The sequence below is a fragment of the Nocardia transvalensis NBRC 15921 genome (assembly GCF_000308875.1).
GTDB lineage: Bacteria > Actinomycetota > Actinomycetes > Mycobacteriales > Mycobacteriaceae > Nocardia > Nocardia transvalensis.
In genome coordinates this window covers 84,572-101,896 of the sequence record NZ_BAGL01000126.1, presented here as the reverse complement: position 1 = coordinate 101,896, position 17,325 = coordinate 84,572, and the positions used below count along the sequence as shown (strand labels likewise).

Here is a 17,325-nt window from a genome sequence, read left to right as displayed (position 1 = left end):
CCGGCACGCTTTCGGCCGGAATCCCACGCGCGGATAACGGCCCCCTCTCGGCCCGGCAGTTAACGTAGGGCGGGCGATGTGCGACAGTTGTACGTCCGGTCGGGGCCGGGTGCCTCGAATCAGTGGGGAGTCAGTCGCGTTGTCACCAGCACACACGGTGCGGATTGCCGTGAGCGCAGCCGTCATCGCCATCACGACCGCGCTGTCGGCGGCGGCGGTCGCGGAACCGGTTGCCGCGCCGGTCGATCCGATCACCTCCTCGGGACGGCTGCTGGAATCGCCCGTCGCCCCGAACGGTTCGCGGATCTCCGGGGTCACCGTGCGCGACGGCCGCCACCTCACCCTGTCGGTGCATTCGGCGGCGATGAACAAGGACATCACGGTAGACGTGCAGCGGCCCGCCGACACCTCCGCCCCGCGTCCGGTTCTCTACCTGCTCAACGGTTCCGGCGGCGGCGAGGACATGGACACCTGGGGCACCATGACCGACGCCCTGCGCTTCCTCGACGACAAGAACGCCAATATCGTCCAGCCCATCGGCGGCGCCTGGAGCCTCTACACCGACTGGATCAGGGACGATCCCGTCCTCGGCCGCAACAAGTGGACCACCTTCCTCACCGAGGAACTCCCGCCGCTGGTCGACGCGGCGCTGGGCACCGCCCGCCGCAACGCCATCGTGGGCCTGTCGATGGCGGGTGACTCCGTGCTGGCCCTGGCCATCCGCAAGCCCGACCTGTTCCGCAGCGTGGCCTCCTACAGCGGCTGCGCCCAGACCAGCGACCCGCTCGGGCAGCGCGTGATCAAGACGATGGTCGAGTTCTGGGGGCACGGCGACCCGGCCAATATGTGGGGCCCCGACAACGGCCCGCTGTGGATCGCCAACGATCCGTACGTGCACGCGGAACGGCTGCGCGGCGTGAACCTGTTCATCTCCGCCGGCAACGGCCTGCCCGGACCGCACGACACCCTCGACAGCCCGTTCCTGACCTACGGCGCCACCCGCACTCCGGACACTCTGGCGAATCAGATCCTGCTCGGCGGGCTCATCGAGGCGGGGGTCAACGCCTGCACTCGCAATCTCCAGAATCGCTTGAACGACTTGGGAATTCCCGCGACCTACGACTTCACCGCGACCGGAACCCACTCCTGGGGCTACTGGCAGGACTCGTTCAAACAGTCCTGGCCCGTCCTGGCCGAGGGCCTCGGACTGTGAGTCGCCGTACGCGGCGTGTATGATTCCGCGCTGTTGTTCGAAGTGTGCTGTTGGGCAACTGTTTTGACGTCTGGGGTGGCTGACGTCGCGACGCCAGGGGGATCTGTCAAAAGGGGGTAGCTCGATGGGGCACGTGTCGTCCAGTCGTCCACTGTTCGGAGATCATCTGTGTCCATGTCTCATTCGCGGGAAATGCCACCGCAACCGGCCGAGGACTACCCGCTCCCGCACGGCTCGCCGATCGATACCGAAGGTCCGCGCGTCGCGATGTACACCCAGGAATTCGCCGACGATCCGCACCGCGTCTACGCCGATATGCGACGGCGGTTCGGATCGCTGGTGCCCGTGGAACTCGCGCCCGGGATCGCGGCCACGCTGGTGATCGGCTACCGCACCGCGGTGCAGATCCTCAACGACCCCGCCCACTTTCCCGCCGACCCGCGCAACTGGCAGCGCAAGGTGCCGGAGGACAGCCCGATCCGGCCGATGATGGAATGGCGGCCGAACGCCCTGCGCAGTGCGGGAATCGACCACGACCGCTATCGCTCGGCGAATACCGCGTCGATCGGGGCCGTCGACCGGCACGCCATGCACTCGGTGGTGGAGGACATCGCCGTCCCGCTGATCAACGCCTTCTGCGGTGCGGGACAGGCGGACCTGCTCCAGCAGTACGTCTACCCGCTGGTGTTCCAGACGCTCAACACCATGCTGGGTTGTGACCCCGATATCGGCGAGCAGGTCGCCGCCGGTATGGCCGCCATCTTCGACACCGTCGACGCCGATCGGGGCAACAAGCTGTTGTCCACGGCGCTGCAGGAGCACACCGACCGCAAACGCGCCGCGCCCGGCGACGACATCACCTCGCGCCTGATCGCGCACGCCACCGAGCTGACCGACGAGGAGATGATCCACCAGCTCGTCACCCTCTACGGCGCGGGTATCGAGCCGCAGGTGCACCTGGTCTCGAACACGTTGCTGCTCATGCTGACCGACGACCGCTTCGGCGGCGATATGCTCGGCGGCAGTTTGTCGACGCGGGACGCCCTGGACGAGGTGCTGTTCACCAACCCGCCCCTGGCCAACTACTGCATCTCCTATCCGCGCCAGCCGATCCTCATCGACGGCGTCTGGCTGCCGGCCGACCAGCCGGTGGTGATCAGCATGGCCGCCTGCAACAACGATCCCGCCGTCCACTCCGACACCGTCGCCGGCAACCGCTCGCACCTGGCCTGGAGCGTCGGCCCGCACACCTGCCCGGCCCGCCACCTCGGCTACCAGATCGCCCAGGACGCCATCGACCAGCTCCTGGACGCCCTCCCCGAGGTCCGACTAGCCATCCCCGCCACCGAATTATCCTGGCGCCCCGGCCCTTTCCACCGAGCCCTCTCCTCCCTTCCCGTCCTGTTCCCGCCCTCCCCACCCCTCACCGTCTAACCCGCCCGTCCCGATTTTCCGGCACGCTTTTGGCCGGAATCCCCGGCGGCCGACGAGGTTCCCGGCCAAAAGCGTGCCGGGAAATCGGAAGGGAACGCGCCGCGCGTCAAAATCGGAAGGGAACGCGCCGCGCGTCAAAATCGGAAGGGAACGCGCCGCGCGTCAAAATCGGAAGGGAACGCGCCGCGTCACGGAGCAGGCGGGAGGATCCCGCGGACGAAAGGAAGGGAGTCGGCGAGGGACGGGCGCAGGGTGCCGCTGTGGTCGGTGGGGTAGGTGCGCAGGGTGATCGGCTGGGCGGCGGCCGCCATGGCCGCGGCGACGGCGAGGGTGCCGGGTGCGGGGGACTGGGTGTCGAGGAGGCCCTGCCCGATGAAGACGGGTCGGTCGTAGCCGGTGACCGGGATGCCCATGTGCCCGCTCAGCAGGGCGGGCGCGTTCGGGAGCGCGGCCAGGGGTTTCGCGAACAGGTCGCCGAGGACGACCGGGGGCGCGGCGACCTCGGCGGTGAGATCGGCTTCGCACACCTGCTCCGCCCGGCCCAGCCAGTAGCGGCCCGCGTCGGTCAGGTACGAGTCGATGTTCAACGCCGGGAAGGAGGCGCGCAGCCCGGACAGCGAGAACAGGGCGACGGCGGTCGTCTCGGCCGGCACCGGCACGGGCGGCACGTGCGGACCCAGCGCCAGCACGGCATTCTCCAGCAGGCCGGGAACACCCGTCGCGACCGCGCCGCGATAGTCGAGTCCGGGGCCGCGGCGGGTGGCCTCCCGGGCCGTCCACAGCGCGGCGGCCCCGCCCTGCGACTGGCCGACCACCACCCACCGATTCGACAGCGTGCCCGGAAACGCCCGCACGCCCGCGGTGACGGCGTCGACCACGCTGTACGCAGCGACCATCCCGTTGTCCTTCGGATGTGGTCCCGGCGTGCCGAGGCCGACGTAGTCGCTCGCGACGATCGCGTACCCCGCGCGCAGCCAGGCGCCGAGATAGTCCCAGTCGCGGTCGCGCAGCGCCGGTCCGGCGATGCTGTAGGCACACCGATCGGCGACGCCGACCGTGCCGTGTGCCCACGCGACGACCGGCCAGCCACCGGCGGGCGGCTCTCCGGGCGGGAAGTACACCGCCGCGCTGCTCAGCGCGGGCCGCTCGCCGACGCCCGTCGACCAGTGCACCAGGCGTCGCGCGCCCACCGATCCGGGCAGCGTCGCCTGGGGTGCGAGGTCGCTCACCGAGACCAATTCGCCAGGGCTGCCGGATGTTTCGGCATTCGCGACCGGTACCGCCCAGCCCGCGGCGGCGATCAACGTCCATATCACCGCGGCGATCGCCCCGCGCGCACGTCCGTACCGGATCACGCGGCTCAGAGTAGCCACCCGACGTCCGGCGTTTCACATAATGGGATTCTCGAAAACTACCGATAGACAACCTCTCTGATAGCTGAGAGTATGCCCGCGTCAGACGCGACACGCGCCGGGCTGGTGATCCCATGCGGGTGTGTCGCGAGAAATGGGTCGACGCCGACCTCCGGCAGGAGGCGGACAACGAGGGGGTCCTGTGGCCACGACTGCGCAATTGCGGGCGGTGCTGGCGGTGTTGCAGGCGGGCGCGGATACCGTCGAGCTGCCGCGGGATCCGTCCGTCGAACATGCCGAACTGACCGGTTTGCTACATCGCCTGGTCAGCAACGAGCTGCGGGAGGTGATCGTCGCGGCGCCCCTGGGCGAGACCGGGCGTCGCTGGTCCGCCGCGACCACCGCCGTGCCGGAACCGACCGGCGGCTCGACGCTGTCCGAACAGGCCCAGTTCGACGCGCGCTGGCTGCGGGACCGCATCGCCACGCTGGTCTCGCGCAGCGGTCCCGATCCGGTGCCCGCGCTGCTGGCCGCCGCGGTGCAGGCCGTCGACGCTGCCACGGCATTGCTGGCGCTGGCCCGCGATCCGCACGGCGACGGCAGCGACGGCGCGTGGCAGTCCGTGATCGACGATCTCGCGACGGCCTTCCACCTCGTCAACGACGAGCACAACAGCTTCACCCAGCCCATCCGCTGAGCCCGGGATCAGCGCGCGGGTTCGAGTTCGGTGGTGCGATCCGCGCCGCGCCGCAGGTAGACGTAGGCGGCCGCGAACAGTGCGACCGTCAGCCAGATGTAGGCGTTGTTGTAGAACACGCCGAGGTGAGCCCGGGGCGGCAGGTTGAGCACGCTCGCCCACAGCGGATCGTAGAAGGCCAGCACGCCGCCGGACGCGACCACGAGCGAGACGGCCAGTCCTGCCCACGTCGCCAGGTCACGCCGCCGGATCGCCAGATCGGTCAGGTAGATCAGCAACGGCGCCAGCCAGACCCAGTGATGCACCCAGCTGTAGGGCGACACCGCGGTGGTGGTCAGGCCGCACAGCACCGCCGCCGGTAGCTCGTGTCCGGTGAGCGACAACCTGCGCGCCAGCGCGAGGCACACCACGACGATCCCCACCGCGCCGATCAGCCATAGCACCTGATGGTCGCCGCCGACCCCGACGCTCCGGGCGATCATCCCGCGCAGCGACTCGTTCTGCGGATTGTCCGGGACGCCCACGCGGGTCGGGTCGGCGAACGCGCCGGTCCAGTAGGTCAGCGAATCCTTCGGCATGGCGACCAGACCCACGAGCACCGTCGCGACGAATGCGCCCCCGGCGGTCGCGGCCGCCCGGTACCGGCGCGTGATGAGCAGGTAGATCACGAAGAAGGCGGGTGTCAGTTTGATCCCGGCCGCGATACCCGTCAGCGCGCCCTTCCACCGCGACGAATCGGGCAGCGCCATATCGGCCAGCACGATCAGCAGCAGGAAGATATTGATCTGCCCGAACGCTTCGGTCTCCCGCACCGGCTCGCACCACAGCAGCAGTGCGGCGATCGGCAGGCTCGCCAGCGCCAGCCGCAGATCCCGTCGATAACCCAGCATCGACAGCGCTGCCCACGCCGACCCGGCCAGCATGGCGAAATTGCCCAGCGCACCGGCATACCGGAATACGTCACCCTCGAGCGCGACCAGCGGCGCGAACAACAGCGCGGCGAACGGCGTGTAGACGAATTCCCAGACCCCGCGCGTATTACCGAGCAGCGGGGTGTCGTAGATCGAGACGCCGTCGACCACCCGGTGCCCCGCGATCTGATAGACCTTCAGATCCATCAGATGCATCAGCACCTGCGGCGTCTCGACAACCTGCTTGGCCCAGTACCCCCCGGCGATCGCTCCGAGCGCCGTCAGCGCCCAGAACGCGGCGGCCGGCAGCGGGCGGCGCTGTGGTGGCGCGCTCCGCTCCGAGGACGGCGCCGCCGCGTCCTCGATCGTCGACAACGACACACACCCTCCCAACGCTCGGGCTCCGGACCGGCCCCACGGTAGTAGCCCGGCACTACACCTGCCAGCCGCGGTCCCACCTCCGGCTATGCCACGTCGGTCATTCCCGGCATATGCGACAACGCCACGTTCGGGCCACGCCTCTCTTGTTTCCGGCATGCTCTTGGCCGGAATCCGCCCTCTGGCAGCTGCCTACTGCCCCGTGACGACCGTCGCCACCATCCTCCGGACGGCGCGGCGGTCCGGGGGGCCGGTGGTGCGGTCGGCGAACAGGAGGTGGGCGGCGCCGACGAGGGTGGGGGCGAGGCCGTCGGGGTCGGCGTCGTCGGGGATGCGGCCGAGGTCGCGTTCGGCGGCGAGGTAGGCGGCGATCATGACGGCCGCGTCGGTGAGGGCCGGGATGCCGGCGGGCCACGTGGTGCGTAGTCGCGCGCGGAGTTCGTCGCGGAAGGTCACGAGGGGGACGATCGCCACCGCGACCGATTCGAAGACCGCCGTCAGCGCCCCGCTGAGATTGCCGACGACGGTTCCGGATCCGGCCGACTCGACGAGGGCCGCGGCCAGCGGTTCCATCCGATGCACCCGGTCGAGGACGAATTCGGCCAGGAACGCGTCGAAGTCCTCGAAGTGCCGGTGCAGGACGCCCTTGGCGCAGCCCGCCTCGGTGGTGACCGCCCGGCTGGTCAGCGCGCTGGCGCCGTCCCGGAGCAGGATGCGTTCGGCGGCGTCGAACAGTTGCTCACGCACGTCGCGCAGGGCGACTCCGGTAGGCATGACGGGCGGTTCTCCTTCGCTGTGGGCGAACCCATCGACAAATGGGCACATGCCCACTTAGGGTGGGCGCATGCCCACTCTACCTTCCGAAAGCCCGGCCCCCTCGGATCCCGAGCCGCATCGGCAGCGTCACATCGCGGAGTCGTTCGGTGTGGATGCCGAACGCTACGACCGCGCCCGCCCGCGCTACCCGGACGACCTGATCGACCGCATCGCCACCCGTCCCGGTCTCGATCTCCTCGACGTCGGCTGTGGAACCGGCATCGCCGCCCGGCAACTTCGCGACGCGGGCTGCCGCGTCCTGGGTGTCGAGCCCGACAAGCGCATGGCGGCGCAGGCCCGGCGCACCGGCATCGAGACCGAGGTGGCGACCTTCGAGGACTGGGATCCGGCCGGGCGCGAATTCGACATGGTGACCGCCGCCCAGTCGTGGCACTGGGTCGATCCGGTCGCGGGCGCGATCAAAGCGGCGCGGATCCTGCGACCGGGCGGGCGTCTGGCACTCTTCGCGCACGTGATCGCGCCCCCGCAGCCCATCGCGCTGGCGCAGATGGCCGCGATCCGCCGGTTGATGCCCGATTCGCCGTTCGCCACACAGCAGGGCGACGGATCCCCGGAGCGCGCCGCCGACGTCTACCGCGCCGGAATGACCAAGTTCATCGACGGCATCCGGGAGGCCGGCGGCTTCGGGTCCCCCGAGGAGTGGCGCTTCGACTGGCAGCACTCCTACACCCGCGCCGAATGGCTGGACCTCGCCCCCACCACCGGCGCCCTCACCCGCCTCCCGCAACCCACACTCACGGAGTTGCTGGACGAGGTAGGCGAGGCGATCGACGCCCTCGGCGGAACCTTCACCATGACCTACGTCACCCTCGCCGTCTCCGCCGTGCGGGAACCCGCCGACACCTGACGTTCCCGCCCGCCCCGTCGGCATCGCGCCGTCCGGGAACTCGCCCTCGCGGTCACTGTCGGGCGCGTCGATTCGCCTGAACCGCGAATATCGTCCCGCCCGGCACCCGCCCTCGTGGCCGTTGCGGTGCGCCTCGCACCCATCCGAACCGCTGGCGTCGAGCGCCTAGCTCCCGTTTTCCGGCACGCTTTTGGCCGGAATCCACCCGGTCACAGCCCCATCTACCCGGGATCACGAATGTGCCATTGACAACTGGCACTCTCGTGAATGATGCTTTCGGCATGGCTGAAACAAGGTCAACGGTGACCTCCCCGGCCGTCCCGGCATCGGCCTCCGCGCAGGCCCGGCTCGCGGCGGCGGCATCGGTGCTCGGGGTCCGGCGGATCAACGGGCTGCTGCCCCGCAACCGGGCCGGGATCCTGGCCGGGCGGGGCCTGATCGCCTCGATCATGGCCGCATTCGGGCCCACCCTCCCCGGTACGCACGTCCAGGCGGTGCGGTCGGGCGCGGTCCGTGGCGAATGGGTGCGGGCGGCGGGAGTGCCGCACGGCGATCGCGCGATCTACTACGTGCACGGCAGCGGCTACGTGGTCTGCTCGGCGCGCACCCACCGCGGCCTGGCCTCCCGGCTGTCACGCGCGACCGGCTTGCCGGTCTTCGTCCTCGACTACCGCCTCGCGCCCGAGCACCCGTTCCCGGCGGCCGCCGACGATGTCACGGCCGGCTACCGGTGGCTGCTCGAAAACGGCTACGAGGCAGCGGATCTCGTGATCGGCGGCGATTCCGCGGGCTGCCATCTCGGCCTCGACCTGGTACTCCAGAATCTCGGCTCCGGGACACCCCAGCCCGCCGGGCTGTTCATGTTCTCCCCCCTGATGGACCTCACCCTGGCCCTCGCCGAGCAGCGCGACCGCCGCAGCCCCGACCCGATGGCCCCAGCGCGCACGGGCCGCCGGCTCATCGAGCTGTACACCCGCGACGAGCCGGAATCCTCACCGCGACTGCGTCTCACCCTTCCTCCGGGAGCCGCGCTGCCGCCCCTGTTCGTCCAGGCCAGCGCCGGGGAGATGCTGAGCGACGACGCTCGCCACCTCCGCGATATGGCCGCCGCCGCGGGCGTCCGCTGCGATCTCGAGCTGTGGCCTGGCCGAATTCACGTCTTCCAGGCGCTGCCGCTGCTGGTGCCGGAGGCGGCGCCGGCGCTGCGGCGCACCGCCGATTTCGTCGCGTCCGCACTGGCGGAGGCGAATTCCGTACCGCGAGAACGGGTGAGCTGATCATGTGGATACTCGACAACCTGCGCGTCGCCCTCGCCGGCGGCCGCCGCACCAGCGGCGCCAAGGCGGTGGTCACCGGAGCCGGTAGCGGCATCGGCCGCGCCTTCGCCCTCGAACTCGCCGCTCGCGGGGGAGAGGTGCTGTGCGCCGATATCGACAAGGACCGCGCCGACGAGACCGTCCGGCTCATCCGCCGCATCCACGGCGCGACCGCGTACGCCTTCTTCTGCGACGTGTCCCGGCGCGAGGACGTCGAAAGCCTCGCCCTGCACGCCGAGCTGATCTTCGGCGGCCCGCCCACCCTCGTGATCAACAACGCCGGCGTCGGCATCGGCGGAAAACCGGTGGGCGACATCGGATTCGACGACTGGCAGTGGGCACTCGGCATCAACCTGTGGGGCGTGGTGCACGGCTGCGAGGTCTTCGCGCCCCTGCTGCGCGCGGCCGGGCGCGGCGGCATCGTCAACGTGGCCTCCGCGGCGGGTTTCGCGGCCGCGCCCGGTATGGCGGTCTACAACGTGTCCAAGGCCGGCGTCATGTCGTTGTCGGAAACCCTGTCGGCGGAACTGTCCGGCAGCGGCGTCGCGGTGACCGTGCTGTGCCCGACCTTCGTGCAGACCAACGTCGTCGCCGACGGCCGCATCACCGCGGGCTCGACCCGGCTGGCCGACACCCTCATGCGGCTGACCGGGTTCTCCTCCGACCGGGTCGCGGCCACGACCCTCGACGCCCACGACGCCGGCCGCCTCTACGTGCTGCCGCAGCTGGACGCCCAGGTCGTCTGGCACCTCAAGCGGCACTTTCCAGCCCTCTACACCCACGCCCTCGGCGTGCTGAACCGCGTTCTCCCGCAGGACGATTCGGCGGCCGTCGCACCGGGCGCACGCATCGAGAAGACAGGAGTCTGACATGTCCTTCGATTTCGACGGCATGCTCGGCAAGATCAAGGCCCGGCAGTGGGCCCTCGCCGATATCGACTGGGACGCACCGGGTGCGGAACTCATCGACCCCGAGCTGCACGCCAAGCTGAAGCCGTTCATGGCCGATCTGATGTGGATCGAGAACGTCGGCGCCCGCGGTTTCGCGGCCATGGCGAAGAAGGCGCCGACCGAAACGCTCAAGGAGATCTACCGCTACTTCCACGCCGAGGAACAGCGGCACGCCAATGCCGAACTGGCCCTGATGCGGCGCTGGGGCATGCTCGACGGCGACACCGTTCCCGAGCCGAACATCAACGTGAAGCTCGTGATCGACTTCCTGGACAAGCACTCCGACGAGATGTCGCTGTCGTTCCTGGGCACCGTCATCCCGATGCTGGAGGTGGCGCTCGACGGCGCGCTGATCAAGTTCATCACCGACGAGATCTCCGATCCGGTCGCGCAGGAGGTCTTCAAGAAGATCAATGCCGACGAATCACGCCATCTGGCAACCGATTACGCGGTCATGGAGCTGCTCGGCCACGCCAACGCCCGCAAGCTGCTCATCGATCTGGTCGGCGGCTGGGTGAAGCCGACGTTCCTGGTCGGCGTGCTCAGCTACGTGCCGCTGCTGAACAAGATGCGCGACAACATCGTCGAGATGGGCGTCGACGAGGAGAAGCTGTATGCGGCGATGCGGCGGTTCAAGGCCGTCGGCGAGCGCACCCCGATCGCGAACCGCGTGCCGATGTACCGGATCGTGAAGATGCACAGCGGCTGGGTGATCAACCGCCGCCACCCCTATCACCTGTTCGCCGACGCCATGGTCAAGGTGACCGCGCGCATCCCGGACCGCTTCCTCGGGCCGCAGCCCACGTGGTCGAAGGAACTGACCTACGAGCCGGTCGCATGAGCGCGGGGAACCAGCCGCTGGACGTGGCGATCATCGGCGCCGGGTTCGCAGGCGTCGGTGCGGCGATCCGGCTGCGGCAGAAGGGGATCGGCGACTTCGCGATCTTCGAACGCGGCGACCGGGTGGGCGGCACCTGGCGCGACAACACCTATCCGGGCGCGGCCTGTGACATCCCGTCGCGGCTGTACTCCTACAGCTTCGCGCCGAACCCCGAATGGTCGCAGACCTATTCGGGCAGCGCGGAGATCCTCGGCTACATCGACTCCATGGTCGAGGAGTTCGGGATCGCGCCGCACATCCGGTTCGGGCACACCGTGACGGGCCTGGCGTTCGACGAGGAACAGGGCCTGTGGGACATCACGTTCACCGGCCGCCGCCGAAAGGTGCAGGCGCGCAGCGTGGTTCTGGCCTCCGGTCCGCTGGCCAACGCCGGCCTGCCCGACATCCCGGGCATCGACAGCTACGAGGGTCACAAGATCCACAGCGCCCGCTGGGATCACGACTACGACTTCACCGGTAAGAAGGTGGCCGTCGTCGGCACCGGAGCCAGTGCGGTGCAGATCATTCCGGAGATGGTGCGGCAGGCCGCGTCGGTCAAGGTGTTCCAGCGCACGCCCGGCTGGGTGCTGCCGCGGGTGAACCGGCGGACCAACGGTCTCACCAAACAGCTCTACCGGCAGCTGCCCGTCGCGCAGACGCTGGCTCGCGAGGCGTGGTTCTGGGGTCACGAGTCGGTGGCGCTGGGCGTGGTGTGGAATTCGCCGCTGACCCGGGTGGTGGAGTCGGTCGCCTTGCTGCACTTGCGTTCTCAGGTGCGCGATCCGTGGTTGCGGCGGCAGCTGACCCCGGATTTCCGGGCCGGATGCAAACGCCTGCTGATGAGCAGCGAGTACTACCCGGCGTTGCAGCGTGACAACTGCAAGCTGATCACGTGGCCGATCGCGGGGATCTCGCCGCGGGGCATTCGCACCGCCGAGGGCATCGAGCACCAATTCGACTGCATCGTGTTCGCGACCGGGTTCGAGGTGTCCAAGCAGGGCACGCCGATTCCGGTGACCGGGCGGGACGGCCGCGTGCTGTCGGACGAATGGCGCAGGGGCGCTTACGCTTACAAGAGCGTGACCGTCTCCGGGTATCCGAATCTGTTCCTCACCTTCGGGCCGAACTCCGGTCCCGGGCACAATTCGGCGCTGGTGTACATGGAGGCCCAGATCGAGTACCTGACCGACGCCATCGGCATGATCCTCGACCGCGACCTGCGCATGCTCGAGGTGCGCCGCGAACGGCAGGACCGCTACAACGCCCGGCTGCAACGGCGGCTCACGGCCACCACCTGGAATTCGGGCTGCCGCAGCTGGTATCTGACCGAGGACGGCTTCAACGCCACCATGTACCCCGGTTTCGGCACCCAGTACGCGCGGGAACTCGCGCGCGTCGTCCCGGACGATTACGTCCTGACCCCGCGTGATCCGGCTCTCGCGGCGGGTGTCGGGGACCGGATGACCGTCCCGCTCGGCTAATGTCGACACGAGGCGTACTGCCCATGCCCGCCGTGCTGACGCGCACGCGGGCGTGGGCGTCGCGCGTGGTGGGCATGGGCGAAAGGACGGGCGAGGCAGAGATGGCGGAGTACCGCATCGACGATCTCGCCCGCGCCGCCGGCACCACCAGCCGCAATGTCCGCGCCTATCAGGAGCGGGGGCTGCTGCCGACGCCCACGCGGCGCAGCGGCCGCGCCCTCATCTACGACGACACCCACCTGGCCCGGCTGAAGATCATCGACGCGCTGCTGCAACGTGGATTCACCACCGCGCACATCGCCGACTTCATCACCAGCTGGGAGACCGGGAAGGACCTCACCGAGATCCTGGGCCTGCAACACGCCGTCACCGCAACGTGGGGCACGGCCGAGGAGCCGCTCGAGGTGCCGCGGGAGCTGGTCGACACCTTCCTCGGCGGGGTCGACAACACCCCGGTCGACGGCGATCAGCTGGAGCGGCTGGCCAAGCTGGGCCTGGTCCGGTTGCACGACGAGACGGTGGAGTTCACCCGGCCCGAACTGCTGGAAACCTTTGCGGAACTGAGCAATTACGGGTTCGCGCTGTCGGGGGTCATCGATCTGCACGCCGCGGTCGTGGGCCGGCTCGAGGATATCGCCCGGCTGATGGTGACCGCGGCCAAGGACCACATCGTGGACGAGCACGGCCCCGGCTGGCTGCCCGACTCCGACGCCGAGATCGCCGAGACCACCAAGATGCTCAACCACCTGCGGGATCTGGGTATCAGCGCGGTGCACAGCAGCCTGGACCAGGCACTGGACCGGGTGTTGCAGAGCGAACTCAGCGACTATCTCGCCACGGCGGCAACCAAGCGTCGCGACAGCTGAAACTCGGTTGCGTCCGTCCGTGCCGGTGCGGTTGCCTGGTGCCATGGCGCACATCGATATCGCCGACGTCGACTATTTCCTCCCCGACGGGCGACAGCTGCTCGACGGGGTGGGTTTTCGGCTCGGTGAGGGCGCCAAGGCGGCCTTGATCGGCCCGAACGGGACCGGGAAGACGACGCTGTTCGGGATCATCGCGGGCGATCTGACGCCCGACGGCGGGGCGGTGACGCGGTCGGGGTCGCTGGGGGTGATGCGTCAGTTCATCGGTCAGGTCGACGACGATTCCACCGTGCGTGACCTGCTGGTATCGGTCGCCCCGGAGGCCGTGCGCGTCGCCGCGCGCGCCCTCGACGACGCCGAGAACGCGCTGATCGAGCGGGACGAGGAGCCGGCCCAGCTGGCGTACGCGCACGCCCTGTCCGACTGGGCGGATGTCGGCGGGTACGAGACCGAGGCGTTCTGGGACGACGTGACCACCGCCGCCCTCGGCGTGCCGTTCGACCGGGCCAAGTGGCGTTCGGTGCGCACGCTGAGCGGGGGAGAGCAGAAGCGGCTCGTGCTCGAGGCGCTGTTCGCGGGGCCGGATCGGTTGCTGCTGCTGGACGAGCCGGACAATTATCTGGATGTTCCGGGTAAGCAGTGGCTGGAACGGACGATCGCCGCCTCGGATAAATCGGTGCTGTTCGTGAGCCACGACCGGGAACTGATCGCGAACGCGGCCACCCGCGTCGTGACCCTCGAACCCGGTGCCAGCGGTGCGACGGCGTGGATCCACGGCGGCGGTTTCGAGACGTATCAGCAAGCGCGCGAGGACCGCAATTCGCGGCTGGACGAACTGCGCAGGCGCTGGGACGAGGAGCACGCCAAGCTGAAGGCGCTCGTGCTGCGGTTGCGCGAGAAGTCGAAGTACAACGACGGCATGGCCGCCCGGTATCACGCGGCTCAGACCCGGCTGGGCAAGTTCGAGGAGGCGGGCCCGCCGCAGGCGGTTCCGTTGCGGCAGAACGTCTCCGTGCGTCTGGGCGGCGGGCGGACCGGCAAACGCGCCCTGGTGTGCACGCAACTCGAACTGACCGGCCTGATGCGGCCGTTCGACGCGGAGATCTGGTACGGCGATCGCGTGGCGATACTGGGCGCCAACGGATCCGGGAAATCACACTTCCTCCGCCTGCTCGCGACCGGCGGCACCGACCCCGAGGCCGGTCACCTCCCCGTCCAGGAACTCGCCCTGAACCCGGTGCGGCACAACGGAACCGCCACCCTCGGCGCCCGCGTCCGCCCTGGCTACTTCGCGCAGACCCACGCCCGCCCCGACCTCATCGGCCAGACGCTCCTCGACATCCTCCACCGCGGCAACGAACACCGCGACGGCATGGGCCGCGAGGCCGCCAGCCGCGTCCTCGACCGCTACGGCCTGGCCCGCGCCGCCGAACAACGCTACGACAACCTCTCCGGCGGCCAGCAGGCCCGCCTCCAGATCCTCCTCCTCGAACTCTCCGGCGCCACAATGCTTCTCCTCGACGAACCCACCGACAACCTCGACCTCCACTCCGCCGACTCCCTCGAACAAGCCATCGCCGAGTTCGACGGGACGGTCCTCACGGTCACCCACGACCGCTGGTTCACACGGGGGTTCGACAGGTTTCTGGTGTTCGGGTCGGATGGTGTTGTGTACGAGAGTGATACGCCGGTGTGGGATGAGGGGCGGGTGGAGAGGGTGCGGTGAAGCTGCGTCGGAGAATCTTGGGTTAGATTGCAGAGCTACGGAATTCGCCCTCTTTGACACTCGCGGTGAATGCATCCCATTCACCCGGAGTGAAGACGAGCGCCGGGCTGCCTGGATCCTTGGAGTCGCGTACACCCACGAAACCGTGTCCCAAGAATGCAGCCTCCACGCGTTCTGAGTTCCCAGCGCTGCGACTGCTCTTGAACCAGTGCGTGGTCGGGTCGATTTCGGTCAAGTTAAGAACCCCTTCGTCGGGTCGGGCCTCTAGTTAGCCTGCGGGGCGGTGGAATTCGTCCTTGGTGAGGTTTGCGGTGAAGGTGTCCCATTCGCTGGGGGTGAAGATCAGTGCGGGGGCCTGGGGGTTCTTGGAGTCACGAACGCCCACTGTGCCCTCATCCAGGAATGCGACCTCGACACACTCCCTTCCGCCCTGACTGAGACTGCTCTTGAACCATCTGGCTCTGGATAGATCAGCGTTCATGCTTCTTCCCGATGCGCCGAAGGAGGTTGCATGGACATCATCTCAAGTCGCGGAGTGGATGTCTTGGAATCGTGCAGGCAGCGGAGACGCGCTCAGTAGACGCACAGAACCCCACCTGTAAGCACTTGCGACAGGTCGTGCTGCCTTCTAGGTCAACGGCTGTTCCCGTAGATACCCATCCAGTTCTACTACCGGTGCTGACCTTGCCACCTTGTCATCGAGGCGCGGACGGTTTGGATTCGCTCGGCCAACTGCACGCTGCGGTTCTGCCGGGCGCAGTTGGCTGCGTCCTTCAGGGCGTTGACAGCTTGTTCGGGCTCGTCGGAGTGGACGTAGGTTGTTGCCAGGTAGAGCTTGGAAAAAGCGTTGTCGCGCACCAGTTCTGGATTGTGGAGCTCGAGGGATCTTTCGGCTTGTGCCACCGCGCGGTCCGGTCGGCCCAGATTCAGGTAGCACTGGCTCTCGGTGTGCGGTAGGAAGCCGTCGTCGTAGAAGTACGCCAAGGACGAATCAGAATGGTCCGCTGCTGTTTTGGCCTGATCGTAGGATGTCTGGGTTCGTTCCAAGCTGGCTAGGCAGCTCGTTTCGTCGCCGGCCTTGGCGTGGGCTCGCGCCAATTGGTCGTGGGCGAAGGTGTGGACGAGCGGATCAGCTTGGTCGGTCGTCGCCACGGCAGCCGAGGCGTAGTCGATCGCCAGATTCAGTCGATCCTGTGCCTTCGCAACGTGACTCATCCGGGCAAGGGTGAATGCGACGAGGGCGCTGGCACCGGCCTGGTGTGCTGCTGCTTGGGCCACCTCGAAATAACGCCACGAGTTCGCGAACTGTCGCGCGTCGAGCGACAGCCATCCGGCCAGTCCCGCGAACTTGCTGTACACCGCGAGCAACTGTGGTTGGAGTCGAGAGGGGCATTCTGCCAGCAACGTATGCAGCAGGCGCAGTTGTGCCTGAGCCACGGTCAATATGGCTTGTGCACCCTGCGTATCGTCCTGCCTTCGGCAATAGTCGCAGATTCGGTCGAAGTGCTCGATGAGGGCCGCGTCCACGCGTGGTGGTTGGTCTACAGCCTCGACCAGCCGCTCATGAGCTTCCGTCAGGCCGACCGCGCCGAGCGTGAATCCCGCCATGGAGCCGGTCAGTACCTGCAAGAACGTCTTGCGCTCCACAGAATCCTCTCCTTCCGCACCCAGAGGACTTCCTCCCACGGTAGACGTTTCCGGGCACGATGCGGGGCCGGTATCGCACGGATTTCGTACCGACTGAGCCTCGGCCGGCGGGCGGTCGTGCCGCTCTCGCCAGACAACCTCGCCCTCGGCCAGGATCTGGTCGAATCTGGCTCGGTCATCCGCTGTCGCGCGTTGGGCGAGAGTGGTATCGAGCATCGCTTGGGTAGCCGAACGCGGAAGGACCGAGCCGAGCCCGGTTCGCCAATTGATGACGGTGGAAGGGTCTATTCCCAAGAGGGCCGCAAACTCCCGGACAGATTTGCGCATGGCCTCCTGTAGTGCCACCGCTTCGAACCCGGTCCATTCCCGCCCTCTGACCATCGCCTTACCTAAACTAGTCGTTTGACCTGGGTAAACACGTTCGGTAGGCCAACAGTACCCCACCGCTGGCATGTCGTGCTCGCATCTTTTTGCGGGCAAGGTGGATCCGACGATGCCGAACTGTTCGCGAGATTCCGTGCATGACCGCGGACGCAGCAAACAAGATCTTTCGGAGGGAAGCATGACGTACCCGCGTGAAGCTGAATTTTCTTCCATCCCAGAGGAGTTGGCCTTGCCAGCCAACTTTCCGGGCGTCGGCAGTGAAAGGTGAACGAGGCGTGGGTGCGTGGTGCGTAGCGCAGAGTGTTCTCGCGGTTGTCGGAATCGGAGCCTTCGCGGCACTCGGACTAGGTTGTGTCTGGCCGACCGGCGGATGCCGTCGCCCGCCGCGCGAGCATCGAGCTGTAAG

At 68.2% G+C, this 17,325-nt stretch carries 16 protein-coding genes; 10 read left to right on the top strand and 6 right to left on the bottom strand.

Annotation, left to right across the window (positions count from 1 at the left end):
* The first annotated feature begins 163 nt into the window (after positions 1-163).
* Both ON41_RS35380 and ON41_RS35375 read left to right on the top strand, forming a co-directional pair.
* Positions 164-1,213 (top strand): alpha/beta hydrolase, encoded by a 1,050-nt coding sequence (locus ON41_RS35380; RefSeq protein ID WP_373281380.1) that lies wholly within the window; start codon positions 164-166, stop codon positions 1,211-1,213.
* Positions 1,214-1,387: 174 nt separating this feature from the next.
* Positions 1,388-2,647 (top strand): cytochrome P450 family protein, encoded by a 1,260-nt coding sequence (locus ON41_RS35375; RefSeq protein WP_246460858.1) that lies wholly within the window; start codon positions 1,388-1,390, stop codon positions 2,645-2,647.
* A gap of 188 nt (positions 2,648-2,835) precedes the next feature.
* On the opposite strand, the gene ON41_RS35370 is transcribed toward ON41_RS35375, so the two are convergent.
* On the bottom strand, positions 2,836-4,002 hold the full coding sequence (locus tag ON41_RS35370; protein ID WP_246829660.1) for an alpha/beta hydrolase family protein: 1,167 nt from the start codon (positions 4,000-4,002) through the stop codon (positions 2,836-2,838).
* A 199-nt stretch (positions 4,003-4,201) separates the two neighbouring features.
* Here ON41_RS35370 and ON41_RS35365 point away from each other — a divergent pair, with 199 nt between their 5' ends.
* Positions 4,202-4,696: a hypothetical protein gene (locus ON41_RS35365; RefSeq protein ID WP_040752969.1), complete on the top strand. Its 495-nt coding sequence runs from the start codon at positions 4,202-4,204 to the stop codon at positions 4,694-4,696.
* Positions 4,697-4,704: 8 nt separating this feature from the next.
* Here ON41_RS35365 and ON41_RS35360 read toward each other — a convergent pair whose 3' ends face one another.
* A complete protein-coding gene (locus ON41_RS35360; RefSeq protein ID WP_246829659.1) occupies positions 4,705-5,988 on the bottom strand; it encodes a glycosyltransferase 87 family protein in 1,284 nt (427 codons plus the stop codon).
* Positions 5,989-6,177: 189 nt separating this feature from the next.
* Entirely contained in the window at positions 6,178-6,759 is a 582-nt protein-coding gene (locus tag ON41_RS35355) for a TetR/AcrR family transcriptional regulator (protein ID WP_040752967.1), read from the bottom strand.
* Positions 6,760-6,829: 70 nt separating this feature from the next.
* On the opposite strand from ON41_RS35355, the gene ON41_RS43560 reads away from it, so the two are divergent.
* The 7 genes from ON41_RS43560 to ON41_RS35320 all read left to right on the top strand — a co-directional run bounded on the left by ON41_RS43560 (position 6,830) and on the right by ON41_RS35320 (position 14,888).
* Entirely contained in the window at positions 6,830-7,669 is an 840-nt protein-coding gene (locus ON41_RS43560; protein WP_040752965.1) for a class I SAM-dependent methyltransferase, read from the top strand.
* Between the two features lie 281 nt (positions 7,670-7,950).
* On the top strand, positions 7,951-8,946 hold the full coding sequence (locus ON41_RS35345) for an alpha/beta hydrolase (protein WP_040752963.1): 996 nt from the start codon (positions 7,951-7,953) through the stop codon (positions 8,944-8,946).
* 2 nt (positions 8,947-8,948) lie between these two features.
* Entirely contained in the window at positions 8,949-9,854 is a 906-nt protein-coding gene (locus ON41_RS35340; RefSeq protein ID WP_040752961.1) for an SDR family NAD(P)-dependent oxidoreductase, read from the top strand.
* A gap of 1 nt (position 9,855) precedes the next feature.
* Positions 9,856-10,776: a ferritin family protein gene (locus ON41_RS35335; protein ID WP_040752960.1), complete on the top strand. Its 921-nt coding sequence runs from the start codon at positions 9,856-9,858 to the stop codon at positions 10,774-10,776.
* Positions 10,773-12,296, top strand: a complete 1,524-nt coding sequence (locus ON41_RS35330) for a flavin-containing monooxygenase (RefSeq protein WP_040752957.1) — start codon at positions 10,773-10,775, stop codon at positions 12,294-12,296. Before ON41_RS35335 ends, ON41_RS35330 begins: the two co-directional genes overlap by 4 nt.
* A 23-nt stretch (positions 12,297-12,319) precedes the next feature.
* Complete coding sequence (locus ON41_RS35325) at positions 12,320-13,162, top strand: MerR family transcriptional regulator (protein ID WP_306307801.1); 843 nt, start codon at positions 12,320-12,322, stop codon at positions 13,160-13,162.
* 43 nt (positions 13,163-13,205) lie between these two features.
* Positions 13,206-14,888 carry an ABC-F family ATP-binding cassette domain-containing protein gene (locus ON41_RS35320; RefSeq protein ID WP_040752955.1) on the top strand — a complete coding sequence of 561 codons (1,683 nt, stop codon included), beginning with the start codon at positions 13,206-13,208 and terminating at the stop codon, positions 14,886-14,888.
* Between the two features lie 22 nt (positions 14,889-14,910).
* Here ON41_RS35320 and ON41_RS40905 read toward each other — a convergent pair whose 3' ends face one another.
* The 3 genes from ON41_RS40905 to ON41_RS35310 form a co-directional block, all read right to left on the bottom strand.
* The gene (locus tag ON41_RS40905; RefSeq protein WP_083905857.1) at positions 14,911-15,123 is read right to left on the bottom strand and encodes a DUF397 domain-containing protein; all 213 of its coding nucleotides are present in this window, start codon (positions 15,121-15,123) and stop codon (positions 14,911-14,913) included.
* 33 nt (positions 15,124-15,156) lie between these two features.
* The gene (locus ON41_RS35315; protein ID WP_040752953.1) at positions 15,157-15,369 is read right to left on the bottom strand and encodes a DUF397 domain-containing protein; all 213 of its coding nucleotides are present in this window, start codon (positions 15,367-15,369) and stop codon (positions 15,157-15,159) included.
* 188 nt (positions 15,370-15,557) lie between these two features.
* Entirely contained in the window at positions 15,558-16,916 is a 1,359-nt protein-coding gene (locus ON41_RS35310) for an NsdA family TPR-like regulatory protein (protein ID WP_506339401.1), read from the bottom strand.
* Positions 16,917-17,325 lie beyond the last annotated feature (409 nt).